The following is a 16,808-nucleotide window of genomic DNA, read 5'->3' as shown; positions in this document are numbered from 1 at the left end:
CTCACCGCAACTTGGGGTTCAGGGCATCGCGCAGCCAGTCGCCCAGGAGGTTGACCGACAGCACGAGGGCGGCCAGGGCTATACCGGGAAAGATGGTGATCCACCATTCGCCGGAAAACAGGAAATCATTGCCGATGCGAATCAACGTGCCGAGCGACGGCTCGGTCGGCGGCAAGCCGACGCCGAGGAAACTCAGTGTCGCCTCGGTGATGATGGCCAGCGCCAGATTGATGGTGGCGATCACCAGCACTGGGCCCAGCACGTTGGGCAGCACGTGGCGGATCGCGATCAATGGCCCGGGTAGCCCGATCACACGGGCGGCCTGCACGTATTCCTTGTTCTTTTCGACCAGCACCGAGCCACGCACCGTGCGGGCATACTGGACCCAGTAGCTCAGGCCGATGGCAACGACCAGTACGGCCTCGGCATAGTCGGAATGCCGGGCCTCGCCCAGGATGCCACGCGTGACACCATCGACCAAAAGGGCGATGAGGATGGCCGGAAAGGAAAGCTGAACATCGGCGACGCGCATGATGAAGGCATCGATGCCGCCACCCATGTAACCGGCCACCAACCCCAGGCCGATACCCAGGACCATGGCGAAGATGACTGACAGGAAGCCAACCACCAGGGAAATGCGGGAGCCATACATGATGGTGGACAGCAGATCGCGCCCCTGATCGTCGGTGCCGAGGATGTATTTCGGATCGCCGCCCTCTTCCCATATTGGTGGCTTGAAGGCATCCGAAAGTTCCAGCGATGCCAGATCGAAGGGATTATGCGGCGCCAGCCAGCCGGCACCAAAGGCTCCGACGAAGAAGACGACCACAATCAGGGCAGACAGCATGACCAGCTTGGAGCGTTTGAAGCTCCAGTAAATGTCGCTGTCGGCCGCGCTACGCCAGAATTCGATGACGCGTGCGGTTGGCAGCATCATTTCGCACCTGCCTTGGCGCCCTGGCTGCGCAGCCGCGGGTCCACCACGAAATACAGGATGTCGACGGCCAGGTTGATCAGCACGAACAGAAGGCCGATCATGACCAGATAGGCCGACATCACGGGAATATCGACGGCCTGCACCGATTGCAGGAACAGCAGACCGACGCCGGGCCAGGAGAACACAGTCTCAGTGATAATGGCAAAAGCGATGATCGAGCCGAGTTGCAGGCCGGTGATGGTGATGACAGGCACCAGCGTATTCTTCAACGCATGGCCGAAATGGACGGCACGATTGGTCAGGCCGCGCGCACGGGCGAATTTGATGTAATCCGTGCGCAACACCTCCAGCATCTCCGAACGCACCAGTCGCATGATCAGGGTCATCTGGAACAGGCCAAGCGTTACGGCCGGCAGGATGACGGCCTTCCAGCCCGAAACAGTGAGAAAGCCTGTGCTCCAGAAGCCCAGCTTGACGACATCGCCGCGACCAAAACTGGGCAGCCAGCCGAGCATGACGGCAAAGATCAGGATCAGCAGGATGCCGATCAGGAAGGTCGGCAGCGAAATGCCGATCAGAGAAACGGTCATCATGCCGCGGCTGAGCCAGTGATGCGGATAGAGGCCGGAGAAGACCCCCATCGGTATGCCGACCGCAAGCGCGATGATTATGGCCACAAAGCTCAGTTCCAGCGTCGCGGGAAGGCGGTCGGTGATCATGCGGGCCACCGGCTCGGTCGTCCGATAGCTCAGCCCGAACTTGCCCTGCACGGCATTGGCAACGAATCGGCCGAAGCGTATCGGCATCGGATCGTCCACGCCCAGGGTTTTGCGGAGCTCGATGATCTCGTCGACCGGAGTATCCTGGCCAACCATATTGATGACGGGATCACCAACGAAATTGAACATCGCAAAAGCGATGAAGGCAACCGCCAGCATCACCAGCGCGGCCTGTACGAGGCGGCGAACAATAAAAGCAATCATTGGGGGCAATCCCTAACGGACGCGGCCCAGGCACAAAGCCCGGGCCGCCCGTTATGAGAGGACAGTCTTACTTGACCTTGACGAAGCGCAGCGGGAAGTAGTTGTCCGCCGGCTGCACCAGTTCGATGTTATCCTTCGACGCCCACACCACAAACTGCTGATGCAGCGGGATATAGGCATAGTCGTCCAGATAGATCTTGGTGGCTTCCTTGATCATCGCATTGCGCTTGGCGACGTCGGTTTCCTGCTCGACCTTGTTGGATAGCTCATCGAACTTGGCGTTCGAATAGCCGCCAGCATTGAACAGGCCCTTCTTGGTCTGGGCGCTCGGACTCTGGATCAGGGACTCGAAGACGTTGTGCACGTCATAAGTCGCGGCGGGCGACCAGCCCAACATGTAGAAGCTGGTGTTCGGCGACTTCTCGATATCCGACGCCGTGCGAAGGATCTTCGCAAAGTACTTCGAACGGGTCTGGGCCAGCAGGTTCACCTTGATACCGACCTTGGCCAGCATGGCGACTGAGGCCTGGCAGATCGCTTCGTCGTTGACGTAACGATCGTTCGGGCAGTCCATGCCAACCTCGAAGCCGTTCGGATAGCCGGCTTCTGCCAACAGCTTCTTCGACAGCTCCGGATCGAACTTCGGACGCACGTCGAGGTCCTTGTCATAGCCATTCAGGCCCTGGCCCACCATCAGGGCGCTGGGGCGCGACTGGCCGCGCATGACGGTGCGCTTGATCGCCTCGACGTCGATGGCGCGATAGAACGCCTCGCGCACCCGCTTGTCCTTGAACGGGTTCTTGCCCTTGACGTTCGAGTCCGGCAGCTCGTCGAGCTGCTGGTTGAAGCCGAGGAACACGATGCGGGTTTCCGGACCCTCGATGATGCGACGGCCGGCCGTCTTGCGGATGCGCTCCACGTCCTGCGGGGGCACGGTGTAGATCATGTCGATCTCACCGGAGAGCAGAGCGGCAACGCGGGTGGCGTCGTTGGCGACACGCTGGAAGATAACCTCGGTCAGGTTATGCTCCGGCTTGTCCCACCAGCCCTTGTTCGGCTCCAGAACAGTGCGCACATCCGGCTCGCGAACCTTGACCACGAAGGGGCCGGTGCCGTTCGAGTTGCGGGTGGCGAAGTTCTCTTCGTTCTTCGTCATGTCGGCGGCGAACTGAGCGTTGTTCTTCTCGGCCCAGGCCTTGGACATGATGCCGATCAGCGCCAGCTTGTCGGCCAGCAACGGATCCGGATACTTGGTTTCGATCTCGACGACGAAGTCGCTGACCTTGCGAACTTCCTTCACCGAGGTGAAGTTGCCACCCAGATTCGAGCCCTTGCCCATCGCGCGGTTGTAGGAGAACACCACGTCATCGGCCGAGAAAGCCTCGCCGCCGCTGAACTTCACGCCCTGGCGCAGTTCAAAGCGCCACAGGGTCGGGCTCGGGTTGCCCCACTTGACCGCCAGCGCCGGCTCAAGCTTCAGGTTGCGATCGCGCCGGACCACGGGCTCATAGATGTTGGCCATGAAGGTCAACAAGAAGGTCTCGTTGCGAGCGTACGGATCCATCGAGCTGACGTCGCCGTCGTTGCCCCACTTGAAAGTCTTGGCCGAGCCCGGCTGCGCGCCAAGCAGCGCCACGGTGGCCACTGCGGCGATCAAAGTCGCCTTAAAGAACTTGCCTCGTTGCATTGTCCCCTTGTCCTTCTCCCGAACGAAGATATTGCCCGTTTGCCGGGCCGCTATGTCATGCCGCCTTGCAGGGCAGCAGGTTGGCCGGATCATAGGGCCGCCGACCTGCATACGTCTACACCTGACTGTAAAAACATCATGCCGAAAAAAATGGCCTGCTGCATGCCCTTAAGGCATGGCATCGAACCTTAAAGGTAATGGTTCAGTCCAGCCGCCGGGCCAGCGACACCACATCCTTGCCCTTGATGATGCGGCGCGCGGGCATGATCAGCGTGCAGCCCGCTTCAGGTGCGCGAATCTCCTCATCGCCATCCATGGCGATCAAGGTGCCCGCAGCCAGCTCCTCAAAGCCGATGAAGGGGGCGGCAAAGCGGAAACGCTCGGTTTTCGCCACCAAAATTTCCATGATTTCGTAGCGTCTCGGCATTCCTGGCTCGGGTGGATGCTGCGCTGCAAGAGACGGCGGGACCATGCCGTAGAAGTCCAGGAAGCGCATGGTGACACCGATGGCAATGTCACCGCTCGTACGCGCAAAATGCTGGCCACATTCGACCACAAGTCCAACCGGCATCGCCTGCGGGTCGCCAAACGCACCATACTGGATCAGCGGACGCCCTGGATGTTTCACGCCCTGCAGCATGACGTGGTACAGCGGCGCGCGCAGATGGCGCGTCAGGGGCTCGATCTTGGCCATGCGCTCGTGAATCAGCATCGGCGGCACGGCGTAAGAGGTCGAGTGAATATCGAGCAGTGCATCGGCCTCGGCGTAGATGTGACGCAAGGCACGGGCACGTTTCACGTCCACCGTCTCGTCCGGTCCTTCCAGCGTGTCGATATCCCATACACGGTTGAAATCGCGGTCAACGAACCGTGATTCAAAAGGCTCGGCCGGATCGAAGCGGTGATAGGCATCCACATTGGCGAAAACCAGGGTCAGTTTGCCGCGCAGCGGCCGGATGCCCTGCTCGAGCAAGTGCGTCACCGCCACCATGCCGCAGAATTCATTGCCGTGGGTGAGCGCGTTGACGATCACATGCGGCCCCGGCTGGCCTGAATCGAATGTGTGGACGTAATCAACGCCGCGATTCCCCTGGCGATAAGCCGAAATGTCCTTGGGCAGCAGTTCGATGGGCGGCAGGGCCGCATGCTGGTCCGTCATTGCAATCCTTTCAGCCAGACGACGCTGCCGATGCCATAAAGGCCAAAGCCCAGGATCATCAGGCCCGACAGGCCGTTGATCCAGCGCAGGCCGTCATTGCCCAGCCGGCGGCGGAAGGCGCTGGCCAGCGCCGCCAGCGACAACCACCACACCGACGAACCGGCAAATACTCCAAGCACAAGCCATGCGGCCATGGCGTGCGACAGGCCCAGTGAGCCGATCCCAAAAAATGCGAAGATGCCCAGAAACGCGACTATGGTGATCGGGTTTGTAGCCGTCAGAACGAAGGTCGAGACCAGGCCTGCGACCGGTCCGTCACTGCCATGTAGCGGCGCCGTCGCCACTTCACGCGATGGGTGCAGGGCGGCCCGCAGCATGCGCCAGGCCATGAACAGCAAAAAAGCACCTCCGACCAGACGGAACAGGGTTTCGTGATCCTGCAGCCAGCGCGAAACCAGACTCAGGCCAAAAGCCGCGATGCAGCCATACAGGGCATCGGCCAAGGCAGCGCCCAGTCCAGCCGAAAGACCCGCAAGGCGCCCCTGATGCAAGGTTCGCTGCACACACAGCACGCCGACCGGCCCGACTGGAGCGGCAATGATGAACCCCGCAAGGGCGCCTTTGCCCAGCATCAGCAGGATGTCCAACACCGTTTCCGCGCTCCGTAATCTGATCCGACTGGAAGAGGTTCCGCGCTGTAGCATGACGGGCAGAACAGGTAAACCGAGCGAGGCTCCTTTCTGGCTCCATAAGATTTACACAATCTGGCGCTTAATATGGCACCGGATAGGAGATATTCCCTGCGGCACCAAGGAGATATCAGTCCTATGCCGACAATACCCCGTTTGCCTTCAGCCAAGTCCGCCGCCCCCAGCACCCGTAGCCGCGTCAAGCGCGTGCCCGATCGCGGCCATTACGACCGCGAAACCGTGCATGCGGTGCTGGATGCTGGCCATGTCTGCCATATCGCCTTCAGCCAGGACGGCCAGCCCGTGGTCATTCCTACCGCCTACTGGCGCGAAGGTGACTACCTGTATGTGCATGGTTCGACCAAAAGCCGCATGGCCATGGCACTGGTCAGGGGTGTGCCGGCCTGCGTCGCCGTCACCCTTCTGGATGGCCTCGTCTTCGCCCGCTCGGCGTTCCATCATTCGATGAACTACCGCTCGGTGGTGGCTTTCGGCCAGTTCGAACTGGTGCCCGACGCCCACAAGATGGCGGCTCTGGAGGCTTTCACCGAAAAGCTCGCGCCTGGTCGCTGGGCCGAAATCCGCGGTCCCAACAAGCAGGAATTCAAGGCGACCATGGTGCTGCGCCTGTCGCTCAATGAGGCCAGCGCAAAAATCCGCCGGGGGCCGCCTAAGGATGATGCCGAAGACATGGCAATCCCGGCCTGGGCAGGCGTATTGCCATTCAGGACCGGTTTCGAAAAGCCGGAACCCGATCCGCAACTGGCCGCCGGTATCGCCCTGCCCGGTTATCTCAAAACACTTACCAGGCGCTGAACTGCGGCTTCCAGCTCGGCTTCCGGAAAGGCCGCGAAGCCGAGCAGCAGGCCGCTCAGCCCACGCGCCACGGCATACCGCGACAATGGCCCAACGGTCAGTCCTGCCTCTTGAAGTGCCCTGGAGGCCTTTTTGTCGTCCCGTCCATCGCGGAATTCGACAGTCAGGTGCAGGCCCGCTTCCGACAGGCGTGGCACCAGCAGATCACCAGCATGACGCTCAATCGCCGTCAGCAACGCAGAACGGCGTCGGCGATACAGGACCCGCATGCGTCGTATGTGCTGAGCCAGGTATCCCTGGGCAATAAACTCAGCCAGGATGGCCTGCGGCCAGCCCGGCGCGAAACCGTCCGCTGCCGTCTTCAGGCGCAGGAACCCATCGACAAGCGGCTCAGGCAGCACGACATAGCCCAGCCGCAGGCCGGGAAACAGCACCTTGCTGAAGGTGCCGACATACAGCACCCGCTCACCACCATCGAGGCCCTGTAGGGCCTGCAGCGGTGGACCGCCATAGCGGTATTCGCAATCGTAATCGTCTTCCACGATCCAGATGCCGCGGGACCGTGCTTCGGCCAGCAGGGCCAGCCGGCGCGAGGCCGGCAAGGTCATCCCAAGCGGGAACTGGTGCGACGGCGTCAACATGGCCAGCTTGGGCGCCGGGCTTAATCCGGCGAGGATGGCGGGGTCGAATCCCTGATTGTCGACCGCCACCGGAACCAACCTGGCGCCAGCACTGGCCAGTGCATCCCGGGCGCCGGCATAGCCGGGATCCTCGACCGCGGCCACGTCGCCTGGATCGAGCAGCAGCCGGGCAATCAGGTCGAGCGCCTGCTGGGCCCCCGACACGATCATGACGGTTTCAGGCGAACACACCACGCCGCGGCTGTCCGCCAGATACGTCGCCAAAGCCTGACGCAGGGCGGGCAGACCGCGCGGATCGCCGTATCCAAGCAGATCGCCGGGTCGCCGGCGGAGGGTCTGGACTGCCAGCCGGCGCCACAATTCGAGTGGAAACGCGTCCAGGCTCGCCGTCCCGAGGGCGAAAGGACGGAGCAAAGCCGGCTCGCGCTCCGCGTGCAAATCGGGGGCTGCGGCCGAGCGGCGAGACAGAATTGGCGGTCGGCTATCCGCCGGCGGACGAAGGTCTTCGACAGGCAGATCGGCGGCCACGAAAAGACCGGCTCCGCGTCGGCTGGTCAGATAGCCCTCGGCGGTCAGTCGCTCGACGGCAGCCACCACGGTGTTGCGGCCCAGCCCCAGATCCGACGCCAGGGCACGGCTGGATGGCAGGCGTTCGCCGGCCGCCAATTCACCCCCCAATACGGCCCGCCGGATGGCGGTGTAGAGTTGATCCTGCAGCGTCCCGCTGCCGGTGTTGCGCACAGGCCGGAACCAGCCGACAAAACGTCCTGCCGCCCTGCGCGCCATTGATCTAATTCTTTATGTAATAAATTTTATTTAATATCATGATATATAATAATATTTATAAGTATCTAAGGGTAATAGGCTGGCACCCCAAACAGGGTTGCATGTGCCCACAAAAAGATCGCATAAAGTGCTGCAGCACCAATGATATTGATCCAACCGATGTCACTGAACCGCAGCGTGACACGCTGCGCCGCGGCTGCAGCAAAAGGAAAGATTGAAGTTTTATCGATAAACCTTTGCCATTTATCGCCAAATTCAGCAGCTCGTTTTCGATCGATCGAAAACATGCCATTGACCGAAGTAACCAGTATGACCCCGGTCAGAATCATGGTCGCGACATCGCCATTGGCGATCATGTGCGATCCGGCCCAGAGGGTGAAGGCCCATAGCATGGGATGGCGGGTGATCCTGGTGAACCCACGCACCGGCAGCTCTTCATTCCTGCCACGCATCAGCATGTCGGGTCCGGCCGAGGTCGGGTTACTCGCACGCAAGCTGCCTACCAGCAACAGCAGGGCGACGGGCATGACGACCACCGGCACCGCGGCCAGAGCAGAAGTGGTTGGCCAAAGCTCGATGTAAGGGGCTGATCCATAGGTCCAGATCAAAGCCGCAAGTGCGGCGGCACTTAAAGCTGAAAACAACCCACGGTAGGTTGGTAGCCCCATACGCACGATGAGGCCGGGCCGCAACGGACCGGCCACGACGACATGCAGCAGAAGCCAAGCCAAGGCTGCCAGGACCAGTGCCGTCATTCATCCTCTCTTTCCCGCCGGATCTGGCCGGCCAGTTGCTGAAACCGTGCAATGGCCATTGCACGCTGCGCCGGCCCGAGACGGCTCTCGACAAAACGGCGGCCATCTGCACCCTCGGACATTCCGGCCTCTTCCGCCAGCCGCAGATAGGCCCAGGCCAGGGCCGGATCGGCCGGACGTCCATCGCCGCGAAAATGCTGCTCGCCCAGGATCATCAAGGCGTGGGGATAGCCCTGCCGGGCAGAACGCTGCAACCAGCTTTCCGCCTCGGCCGGATCGGCAGGCACGCCATCGCCCGTAAACAGGATGCGGGCCATCTGGAACTGGGCGTCGGGATTGCCCCGTTCTGAGCCTATGCGATACCAGCGCCTTGCCTCAGCCGCGTTTTCAGCGACGCCCTCGCCTGCCTCGAGATAACTGGCATATTTGAAGGCTGCACCGGCATGGCCGCTTTCTGCTGCCCTGCGGAACCACCCGACCGCCGCCGACAGGTCCTTTGCCGTTCCCCTCCAACCCTGCTCCAGCCAGAGGCCCAGGCGGAACTGTGCCGGGCCATAACCTTTTTCGGCCTGCTTGCGGATCAGCGCGCGGGCTCCCTCGGGATCGGCGGGTCGGCCCTGTCCGCTGGCCAGGTAGGTGGCGTAGTTGTTGGTTGCGCCGGGGTGATCCTGGGCCACGGCCTTTTCCCACCAATCCATGGCGCCCGCGGGATCGGCAGGACCATCCCATCCGTTGAACAGCAGCAGCCCGAGATAGTTCTGGGCATCGCCCAGACCGGCCTGGGCCGCCCGCTCCAGATACGGGCGGGCAGCGGCATAATCCCGCCCCCCGCCCTCGCCGCGGACAAGCATCCGGCCTGCCATATTGGCGCCCTGCAGGCTACCCGCTTCGGCAGCCAGGATCGCTGCCCGGCGCGCTTCCACCTCGTCGGCGCGGCCCAGCACGCCGCTTTCGTGCAGCAGCGCCAGATTGTACCACCCGTTGCCGTCGCCCTCCTCCCCGGCCTGTCTGAAGCGGGCGGCGGCGGCGGCCGGATCGCGTGGGGTCGCCAAACCGCGCAGGTGATACAGGCCAAGCTCGTTACTGCCCTCCGCCAGGCCGCTTTCCGCCGCGCGCTGCGCAAGTTCCAAGCCGCGTTGTGGCGATCCGGCCGCCGTGTGACCTTCCAGGATCAGCGAGGCCAGATAAGCCTCCGCATAAGGATGGTTCTGGCCTGCAGCCTCGTTGAGCAAGGCTATGCCTCGCGCTTCATCGGCAGCGACCACCCTGCCTTCAATCAGCAGGCGGCCCAGCCGATAGCGCGCATTTACGGCTCCATCGGCAACCGCGCGTTCCAGGAAGGCGATGGCCTGCGACCGCTCGGCTGGCCGGTATTCCAGAATCAACTCTGCCAGATTCGCCCAGGCGGCTGCTTCGCCGGCCTCGCCGGCCTGGCGCAAAGCCATTTCCGCACCGGGCAGATCTTGGGGACCGCCCTGGCCAAGCAGCCGCAGGAACCCCAATCCGGCCAGGGCTCGCGGGTGCTGCTGCCCCGCCGCCCGCTCGAACCACAGGCGGGCAACAGCCAGATCCCGCGCCACACCCAGCCCGAGTTGATAGGCCAGCCCGACCTGGAACTGGGCTTCGGCGGCGCCTGACTCCGCCTGCCGCAGCAAGTCCGGAAAGGCCGGAACGGGCGCCGAGTGCGGCGCATGAGGGGCAGAAAAACGGTCGCTGGGGCGGGCAGCCAGCGGCACAGACGTGGCAATGGCCCAAAATGCAAAAAACAGCAGCGCGAGGACCAGCCGCTGCGCAGACTTGAAAACATCCATGGTCAACGTCCGGGAATCTCGAACAGCGCCCTGCCCTGCGATGTCAGCTTGCAGACCAGCCAGTCCGGCTTGATCGGATTCTCAAACCACGGCTCGGCCCAGCCGGCCCTGATGCAGGACACAATGGTATGCGTGCTGATCTGCTGGCCATGCTCGTCGAACAGCGGCAGCTTGCCACCAGCCTGTCGCAGTCCCCGGCGCAAATACCGCAGTTGGGCATCGGTCGGCTTGACCTGCCCGTTGCGGAGTGTCCGCACCCCGTCTGCCATGCCATCCCTCCTGCCGCCAGCAGGACAAGAATAGGAAAGCTGCCCTCAGGGGGCAATTGCGCAATCATGACGTTTCTCCCAACCGACCGCCAGGCCGGCAATCAGGTCGGGGGCCGGGATTTGCGAATGCCTTGCAAATGACGTAAGCAAGGCCATCCTTCCACGGCATTCCAATTGCACGCGTGACCGACTCTGCCGCTTCTTCGTCCCTGCCCGCCGCATCCGCCGCCGGATTGCGCCACGGCCGGCTTTGGATCGCCTTCGCGGCCCTTCTGGCCCTGGTGATCGCGGCGCCAATCCTGGCCATCCTGCTCAACCTGACCCAGCCGGCTGGCGCGGTCTGGCAGCATCTGATGGCCACGGTGATGCCGGAGATGCTGATAAACACCATCGTGCTGATGATCGGTGTGGGCTGCGGCACGGTGGTGATTGGCACGGGCTGCGCCTGGCTGGTGACCATGACCGAATTTCCCGGCCGGCGCTGGCTGGCCTGGGCCCTGTTCCTGCCGCTGGCCATGCCTGCCTATGTCAGCGCCTTCGTCTACAGCGACCTGCTGCAATTCGCCGGCCCGTTGCAAAGCGGCCTGCGCGCCCTGTTCGGCTGGCAGCGCGGCGATTACTGGTTCCCGGATTTCCTGTCGCTGCGGGGCGCCGTAGCACTCTTCGTTGTCAGCTTCTATCCATATGTCTTCATGCTGGCCCGTGCCGCCTTCCTGGACCAGTCGGTTTGTGTGCTGGAGGTCGGCCGCACGCTGGGCCTGGGGCCCTGGGCGCGGTTCTGGCGGATCGCCCTGCCGCTGGCGCGGCCGATGATCGCGGGCGGTGCCGCGCTGGTGCTGATGGAGACCCTGGCCGATTTCGGCGCGGTAAGCTGGCTGGGCGTGCCGACCTTCACCACCGCGATCTATCGCACCTGGTTCGGCATGGGCGACGTGACAACCGCGGCACAGCTTTCCGGCGTTCTGCTGATCTTCGTGCTGGCGGCAATAATGCTGGAGCGCACCAGCCGTCAGGCCAAGCGCTTTCATCACACCTCGGCACGCACCCGCCCCCTACCGCTACGTCGTCTCTCGCCGGGCCGTGCGGCGCTGGCGATCCTGGCTTGTCTGCTGCCTGTCCTGCTGGGTTTCGGCATTCCCGCCGGGTGGCTGTTACAACTGGCCATCCGCGAGGGCGACCAAATCGGCTTCGACCGCCTGGCCGGTTTCACCTCGAACAGCTTCATCCTGGCGGGCCTGGCTGCGGTGCTGCTGATCGCGGCCGCCCTGGGACTGGCCTATGCCAACCGCCTGGTGCCCCGGCGCATGATGGGCTGGTTGATCCAGCTTTCCACCATGGGCTACGCCGTGCCGGGTTCGGTGATCGCCATTGGCGTGATCCTGCCCCTGGCGACCTTCGACCATGCCATCAACAGTTGGGCGCAAGCGGTTTTCGGCGATGGACCGGGCCTGCTGCTGAGCGGCAGCCTGCTCGCGCTGTTCTATGCCTACCTCGTGCGTTTCCTGGCCGTGACTTTCAATACCGTGGATGGCGGCCTGCACCGCATCAGACCCAGCATCGATCAGGCCGCCCGTGTACTGGGCGAAACGCCACTCGGCGTGGTCCGGCGGGTGCATTTGCCGATGCTGCGCGGCAGCCTGCTGACAGCCGCCATGCTGATTTTCGTCGACGTTCTGAAGGAACTGCCGGCCACCCTGATCGTGCGGCCCTTCGATTTCGACACCCTGGCGGTAAGAGTCTACCAGCTTGCAAGCGACGAACGCCTGGGCGAGGCATCCACGGGCGCCCTGATCATTGTCGCCGTCAGCCTCATTCCCGTAATCTGGCTGCATGCTGCCGTGGCCCGTTCGCGCCCTGGCGAAGATTGAACAAAGGCGGCTGCTGCGATGGCCGTGGCGCCGCAACAGGAACTTCATGTAGGGTTTAGTGGTATGGCGAATCCGGTAAGCGACACGCTTCTGCAACAGGCTGGCCTCGGCAGCGATCCGCTGGCGATGGCCGGCGCGCTGGCCCAGCAGGGCCAGACCGAAGCTGCGCGGAATATTCTGGAAGACCTGGTGAAGAAAAACCCCCGCCGGGCCGATGCCTGGTTCAGCCTGGGGCAGATTCTTGCCATGCTCGACCAGCCCAAACCGGCGGCCCAGGCCTTCAAGCGCGCCATCCAACTGGCACCGCAGGTGGCTGATGGCTACGTCAACCTGGGCAACACCTATCTGCGACAGGGCCGTTTCGGCCAGGCGATCGAAACCTATCGCAACGGCCTCAAGCAGCAGCCGCAGAACCCGCTTCTGTATTTCAATCTTGGTGTCGCACAGCGTCAGAGCGGAGACATCGCGGCGGCCATAGACAGCTACAACATCGCCATCAGCCTGCACCCGGCCTATGCGCAGGCCTATTTCAGTCTTGCCAATGCCTATCGCGATTCCGATCGGCTCGATGAGGCCGAGGCGGCCTATCACCGGGCGGTGGCGCTGGAACCCGGCTATGCCGATGCCTTTGCCAACCTGGCCGGCCTGCAGGCCATGCGGCAGGATTTCCATGGCTCGATAGAGAATTGCCTGAAAGCCGTGGCGCTGGTGCCGGATCATCCACATGCGCTGCGCAACCTGTCGCTATCGCTCTACAAGATCGGCGAGTATGCCCAGGGCGCGGAAGTGACATTCCGCGCCATTGCCGTAGCGCCCAACGACACCATGCTGCAATACCACATGGGTGAAATGCTCTATGGTCTCGTCAGGACCGGAAATACCCAGCAAGCGCATCGTTATGCACGGCAGTGGCGCGAGACCTGTGCGCAGAATCCGATTGCCCAGCACATGGCTGCCGCGATCCTGGGCGATAATGCGCCGGTTCGTGCCGACGACACCTATGTGCGCGAAACCTTCGACCGTTTCGCCGTCGACTTCGAGAAGACCCTGGCCGGTCTGGGCTATCGTGTTCCGGAGATGCTGTGCAATGCCCTGCGGCAAGAAACTGGCGATCGCCGCGATCTGACAATTCTGGATGCCGGCTGCGGCACCGGACTCTGCGCCCCGCTGCTCAAGCCCATTGCCAAAAGACTGGTTGGCGTCGATCTCAGCGGCGGGATGCTGGCCAAGGCCAGAGAGCGCAACCAGTACGACTCCCTCCACGAAGCCGAACTTGGCCGTTTCCTGGCCGACACTCCTGACCGCTACGACATGACCGCGGCTGCCGACGTGTTTTGCTATTTCGGCGAATTGTCACCCACCCTGAAGGCAATCGCTGCAAAAACGACACCGGGCGGACTGCTTGGCTTCACGGTCGAAGCCGCCTTCGGCATCCTCCCGCCGGAAGGCTTCAAGCTCGGCCCGACCGGCCGCTACCAGCATGACCGCGATTATATTGAACGCACCTTGCGGGAAGCAGGCTTTGGTGTGGTCAGCCTGGAGCAGACCCATGGCCGCGAGGAAATGGGACAACCTGTGCCCTGCTATATGGTGCTGGCCCGTCTGGCCTGACCATCGGGCCGACGCAAGCGGATCGGCATGAAGCGACACATCGTTCTCCTGACGGCCATCAGCATCGCAATCGCGGCGGGGATCACGATGTATACGGTCGGTCGGCCGGACTGGACCACCGTGGATGAGCCTTTGGTGCAACGGCCAACGCCGGTCCACTACCGCTACATTCCGAACTACATCCCGGTTTCGCCGTTCAAGCGCGAAATGAACGGCCGCTTCGGGCCCGACATGCGCGAGCTGCGGCGCGCGATCATCGCCCGCACGCATGAAAGCGGCGAACCAGTCTGCGCCATGCAGATCCTGACCGAAGCGCATACCCTGATCAACTATACCAACGACAATGATGCAGTCCGCAGCCGTCTGGCCGACCTGCGCGCGGCGCTCGATACTCCACCGCCGATCGATCCATTCCAGCAATCGGCCGAAGACGGTTCATGGGGTGGCTGTTTCAAGGCCTGGTATCTGCGCATGCATGCCAGTGTTGATCCGCTCAAAGAACTGGTCCAGGCCGGTCGAAAGCCGCAATATCCGCTAAGCTTTCTGGCTCCTGTCGACAGCCCCGAGAAGCTGCGCGCCAGGCTGCACGACCTGCTGGTTTCGGACCTGCCGAGAACCGGCGTCGACAACCGCAAGGAACTGAATCTCACCATCACCGGACTCGCGCAGTTGCTGTTCATTCCTGAACTGGCTGCACAGTTGCCCGCTTCGATGCCGGTCGCGGCCATGGCGCATACTCTGCAGGATTTTCTCGACAATACGGCACAGGATCATGAAACCGGCTTCTGGGGCGCCTGGTATGTGGTGGACGGAGAAATCCGCAAGACCAACGACCTCAGCATCACGTTTCACGCCATCAGCTATCGCGACAGCGACCCGCCTCGCATGAAGGAACTGGCCGATACGCTGTTTGCCATCCGCACGCGCCGCTATCCCTATGGCTGGCGCGACCAGGGCACCCAGAACAATCACCATGCCTATGACGTGGCCCGCCTGCTCAGGCGCGCCTGGCCGCACATGACGGCCGAGCAGCGCATCCGGTCGGCAGCCGAACTGACCATCATGGTGGCGCGCTCTCTGAACGTGTCCATCAATGCCGATGGCAGCTTTGACGTGACGCCTTACGACAGCGCGTCCGAGGCCTATTATTTCGGTGTATCCTTCCTTGACGAAGTGGGATTTTTCCGCCCCAGCCGGCGCTTCTGGACCCCGCTGGAAATCAGCGATCCGGAATCCCTGCGCGCCGTCCTGCACAAACAGCTCATGAAACAGGACCAGCGCAACGCCATGATCGCAGCAGCCCTGCGCAAGCTGGAAGCGCGAGACTGAGGGCGCTTCAGCGCCGCATCTGGCGGATATCCTGTCCCATATCGGTGGCCAGAACCTCCAGCGCATCCAGGCGGTTGGTGATTTCGACGATATCGGCAGCCACGATCTCGGTATCGGTGGCCAGCGATGCAATGGCGTTGACGGTAGCCACCGAGACATTATCGACCGCCGCCCGCAGACGATACAGCTCAGCATCGTGCTGGCGCTTCGCCATGTGGCCACCGACATAGCCCCCGACCAGTCCGCCACCGAAGGAGAAGATCAACAAGGCGATAAGCACGAGCATGTTTCTGGCGATGAACATGGCAGTCCCCTGCGCAAAGACGGCAAAGAAAAAAGGCGGGGAATATCCCCGCCTTTCGTCTGTATCGCTATTGCCGCCTTATTTCCAGCCGGCACGATCCATCAGCTTCAGCGCCGCCTCGTTGTTCTTGCCGAACACGGCGGCATTCAGGGTATCTTCCTTGAATTCCGACCAGGCCGCGATCACCGGATGCAGCGGCACGCCGCCGATCACGGGGAATTCGTAATTGCCCTTGGCGAAATACTCCTGCGCCTGCTTGGATGCCAGGTATTCGAGGAATTTGATGGCATTGGCCTTGTTCGGCGCATGCTTGGCCACGCCGGCGCCGCTGATGTTCACATGGGTGCCGCGATCGCCCTGATTGGGGAAGATTACCGCCAGATTGGCGGCCACCGCATTGTCTTCCGGCTTTTTTGAGCCCATAAGCCGCGCCAAGTAGTAGGTGTTCGACACCGCCACATCACCCTCGCCGGCCGCCACCGCCTTGATCTGGTCGGTGTCGCCGCCCTTCGGCGCGCGCGCCAGATTGGCCACAACGGCCTTGGCCCAGGTTTCGGTCGCCTCGGGGCCCAGGGTTGCGATCATCGAGCCGACCAGAGACTGCATGTAGACATTGGTCGACGAGCGGATCAGCAGCCGGCCCTTCCACTTCGGATCGGCCAGATCCTCATAGCGGCTCAGTTCGCCGGCCTTCACCTTGTCCTTGTTCACCACGAACACGCGGGCGCGCTTTGAGAAGCCAAACCAGTAGCCGTCAGGTTCGCGCAGATGGGCGGGGATCGCCTTTTCCAGCACAGCCGACTTCACGGGCTGCAGCAGGCCGGCTTCCTGGGCGCGCCACAGGCGCCCGGCGTCCACAGTGATCAACACATCGGCCGGACTTTTATCGCCCTCGGCGCGCATGCGCTGCAGCAACTGGTCCTCACTGGCCTCCAGCCGGTTGATCTTGATGCCGGTTTCCTTGGTGAAATTGGCATACAGCGCCTCGTCGGTGTCGTAATGGCGCGAGGAATAGAGATTGATCACCCTATCCTGTGCCTTGGCGAGGCCAGGCAGCCCCAGGACGGTCGCGCCGGCCAGAAGGCTCAGCATGAGGGCCCGGCGGGCAATGGAGGGTTGGCTGAAAGTGGCGAGACGCATGCCTCTGCTCCTGTAAGCGGGTG

Annotated in this window: 15 protein-coding genes; 4 read left to right on the top strand and 11 right to left on the bottom strand. The window is 62.6% G+C overall.

All coding sequences use genetic code 11. The features are described from left to right. Position 1: 1 nt before the first annotated feature. The 5 genes from ACK4FK_RS12030 to ACK4FK_RS12010 all read right to left on the bottom strand — a co-directional run bounded on the left by ACK4FK_RS12030 (position 2) and on the right by ACK4FK_RS12010 (position 5,416). Entirely contained in the window at positions 2-937 is a 936-nt protein-coding gene (locus tag ACK4FK_RS12030) for an ABC transporter permease (protein WP_409745201.1), read from the bottom strand. After that, a complete protein-coding gene (locus ACK4FK_RS12025; protein ID WP_409745200.1) occupies positions 934-1,920 on the bottom strand; it encodes an ABC transporter permease in 987 nt (328 codons plus the stop codon). The genes ACK4FK_RS12030 and ACK4FK_RS12025 overlap by 4 nt, the downstream gene beginning before the upstream one ends. 67 nt (positions 1,921-1,987) lie before the next feature. Then, entirely contained in the window at positions 1,988-3,607 is a 1,620-nt protein-coding gene (locus tag ACK4FK_RS12020) for an ABC transporter substrate-binding protein (protein WP_409745199.1), read from the bottom strand. Between the two features lie 202 nt (positions 3,608-3,809). Next, positions 3,810-4,766, bottom strand: coding sequence for a succinylglutamate desuccinylase/aspartoacylase family protein (locus tag ACK4FK_RS12015; protein ID WP_409745198.1), 957 nt, complete (start codon positions 4,764-4,766; stop codon positions 3,810-3,812). Next, positions 4,763-5,416, bottom strand: coding sequence for a LysE family translocator (locus tag ACK4FK_RS12010; protein WP_409745197.1), 654 nt, complete (start codon positions 5,414-5,416; stop codon positions 4,763-4,765). Before ACK4FK_RS12010 ends, ACK4FK_RS12015 begins: the two co-directional genes overlap by 4 nt. Positions 5,417-5,593: 177 nt before the next feature. Between ACK4FK_RS12010 and ACK4FK_RS12005 the strand changes: the two genes are divergently transcribed. After that, complete coding sequence (locus ACK4FK_RS12005) at positions 5,594-6,271, top strand: pyridoxamine 5'-phosphate oxidase family protein (RefSeq protein WP_409745196.1); 678 nt, start codon at positions 5,594-5,596, stop codon at positions 6,269-6,271. On the opposite strand, the gene ACK4FK_RS12000 is transcribed toward ACK4FK_RS12005, so the two are convergent. From ACK4FK_RS12000 to ACK4FK_RS11985, 4 genes are all read right to left on the bottom strand, one after another. Then, the gene (locus ACK4FK_RS12000) at positions 6,244-7,698 is read right to left on the bottom strand and encodes a PLP-dependent aminotransferase family protein (protein WP_409745195.1); all 1,455 of its coding nucleotides are present in this window, start codon (positions 7,696-7,698) and stop codon (positions 6,244-6,246) included. The two genes, ACK4FK_RS12005 and ACK4FK_RS12000, sit on opposite strands and share 28 nt — an antisense overlap. 65 nt (positions 7,699-7,763) lie before the next feature. Then, positions 7,764-8,453 (bottom strand): NnrU family protein, encoded by a 690-nt coding sequence (locus ACK4FK_RS11995; protein WP_409745194.1) that lies wholly within the window; start codon positions 8,451-8,453, stop codon positions 7,764-7,766. Next, positions 8,450-10,264, bottom strand: coding sequence for a hypothetical protein (locus ACK4FK_RS11990; protein WP_409745193.1), 1,815 nt, complete (start codon positions 10,262-10,264; stop codon positions 8,450-8,452). The genes ACK4FK_RS11995 and ACK4FK_RS11990 overlap by 4 nt, the downstream gene beginning before the upstream one ends. 2 nt (positions 10,265-10,266) lie before the next feature. Next, complete coding sequence (locus tag ACK4FK_RS11985) at positions 10,267-10,533, bottom strand: hypothetical protein (RefSeq protein WP_409745192.1); 267 nt, start codon at positions 10,531-10,533, stop codon at positions 10,267-10,269. Positions 10,534-10,715: 182 nt separating this feature from the next. Between ACK4FK_RS11985 and ACK4FK_RS11980 the strand changes: the two genes are divergently transcribed. The 3 genes from ACK4FK_RS11980 (at position 10,716) to ACK4FK_RS11970 (ending at position 15,341) form a co-directional block, all read left to right on the top strand. Then, positions 10,716-12,401 (top strand): ABC transporter permease, encoded by a 1,686-nt coding sequence (locus tag ACK4FK_RS11980; protein WP_409745191.1) that lies wholly within the window; start codon positions 10,716-10,718, stop codon positions 12,399-12,401. 63 nt (positions 12,402-12,464) lie between these two features. After that, on the top strand, positions 12,465-14,012 hold the full coding sequence (locus ACK4FK_RS11975; RefSeq protein WP_409745190.1) for a tetratricopeptide repeat protein: 1,548 nt from the start codon (positions 12,465-12,467) through the stop codon (positions 14,010-14,012). A 27-nt stretch (positions 14,013-14,039) separates the two neighbouring features. Further along, complete coding sequence (locus tag ACK4FK_RS11970; RefSeq protein ID WP_409745189.1) at positions 14,040-15,341, top strand: hypothetical protein; 1,302 nt, start codon at positions 14,040-14,042, stop codon at positions 15,339-15,341. 7 nt (positions 15,342-15,348) lie between these two features. Here the strand turns inward: ACK4FK_RS11970 and ACK4FK_RS11965 are convergent, their stop codons facing one another. After that, positions 15,349-15,645: a hypothetical protein gene (locus tag ACK4FK_RS11965; protein ID WP_409745188.1), complete on the bottom strand. Its 297-nt coding sequence runs from the start codon at positions 15,643-15,645 to the stop codon at positions 15,349-15,351. A 78-nt stretch (positions 15,646-15,723) separates the two neighbouring features. Further along, on the bottom strand, positions 15,724-16,785 hold the full coding sequence (locus ACK4FK_RS11960; RefSeq protein ID WP_409745187.1) for a Fe(3+) ABC transporter substrate-binding protein: 1,062 nt from the start codon (positions 16,783-16,785) through the stop codon (positions 15,724-15,726). Positions 16,786-16,808 lie beyond the last annotated feature (23 nt).

This window comes from Ferrovibrio sp., assembly GCF_046297895.1.
GTDB lineage: Bacteria > Pseudomonadota > Alphaproteobacteria > Ferrovibrionales > Ferrovibrionaceae > Ferrovibrio.
This window is presented reverse-complemented; position numbering and strand designations above follow the sequence as displayed.